1 protein-coding gene is annotated in these 1,779 nt (G+C 47.8%); it reads left to right on the forward strand.

All coding sequences use genetic code 11. The features are described 5' to 3' along the window. Window positions 1-1,779, forward strand: a 1,779-nt coding sequence (locus AC4MRV_RS22030; RefSeq protein WP_491189401.1) for a class I adenylate cyclase domain-containing protein, incomplete at both ends; no start/stop codon positions are given.

Below are 1,779 nucleotides of genomic sequence, written 5' to 3' on the forward strand. Positions count from 1 at the left end.
AGTTCCTTTTGGAATTCGTAGCTTCACGCCTAATGAATTCCAAAAGCAATTTGTCGAAGATACTGAGCTGACGTTAGGCGGTAAGCTCGCCGAGACGGATAGCCCTGAGATCCTTGGTCTCTACACCATGGGCAGTACATCTTCTATTGGTCAAAGTACTTCGAGTGACCTTGATATATGGGTCTGCGTATCACCGGATATGGATGGTGGTGCTCGCGATAGTTTGACCAACAAGTGTCTATTGATTACCGATTGGGCTCAGACGCTTGGCGTTGAAGCTAACTTCTTCCTGATGGATGAGCAGCGCTTCCGCTCGAACTATTCAGAAGAGATGACCGGTGATAACTGCGGCTCTTCTCAGCATCTACTGCTACTGGATGAGTTCTATCGTTCTGCTGTGCGATTAGCGGGTCAACGCCTACTTTGGCAGATCATCCCTCCAGAAATGGAAGAGTGTTACGACGAATATGTGCATGATCTTTGTAGCAAGGGTTACATCGATTGCTCTCAGTGGATTGATTTCGGCAAATTAAACCGAATTCCAGCGGAAGAGTACTTCGGCTCTAACCTGTGGCAGCTGTACAAGAGTATCGACTCTCCGTACAAATCGGTTTTAAAAGCGATCTTGTTAGAGGCTTACTCGTGGGAGTACCCACACACTCAACTTTTGAGTATCGATACTAAGCGTCGTTTCTTTGCTGATGAACCAGACCTATATGGGATGGACAGCTACTATTTGATGCTTGAGAAGGTAACTCGTTACCTTGAACGCATTAACGATGACACGCGTCTTGATCTTGTTCGCCGCTGTTTCTATCTCAAAACTCATGAGAAGTTATCGCGTGAGGCAGGAGTAGGGTCAGTCGCTTGGCGCCGTGAAGCGTTAACTGAGATGACTCAATCTTGGAATTGGGATCATGAGACCATCGTTGAGCTGGATAACCGTCGTAACTGGAAGGTTGAGCAAGTTAAAGTTGTACACCACGCCCTGTTAGATGCGTTGATGCTCAGCTACCGTAATCTGATTCAGTTTGCACGTCGCAACGACATCACCTCGGCAATCAGCCCACAAGACATCAGCATTCTTGCTCGCAAGCTGTATGCAGCTTTTGAGGTGCTACCGGGTAAAGTCACACTTCTAAACCCTCAGATTTCTCCGGATCTGCATGAACCCGATCTGAGCTTTATTGAGGTAAGACAGGGCCAAACCAACAAAGCGGGTTGGTATCTGTATAAGCAGCCGCTGATTGCACACCGAATTCTTGGCCAACCATCGCTTGAGCACCATGAGTACTTGAGTAAGTTGGTTGCGTGGTCGTTCTTTAATGGATTGATCACTGAGTCAACACGCCTACACTCTGTGGTTCGTGACGCACACATTGATATCGATAAGTTCTATCAGATGGTGAGCGACCTGCGTAATACCTTCTCACTGCGCAAGCGCCGTCCGAGTATGCAAGCACTGGCGAGCCCGTGTGAGATCAGCCAGTTGGCGATGTTCATTAACTTTGAGAACGACCCAACCTCAGAATTGAGTGCTCGCTCTTTAAAAGTTGATTTGAAGAGTGCGGATATCTTCAGTTTTGGTGAAGAAGGCCAGAGCCTAGTGGGTAGTGTCGATTTGGTTTACCGTAACTCTTGGCATGAAGTGAGAACGCTTCATTTCCAAGGTGAGACGGCGATGCTTGACGCACTAAAAACGGTACTGGGTAAGATGCACCAAGATGCGTTGCCACCAGAGTCGGTGGATGTGTTCTGTTACAGCAAAAACCTACGCGG

The organism is Vibrio sp. (assembly GCF_984391705.1).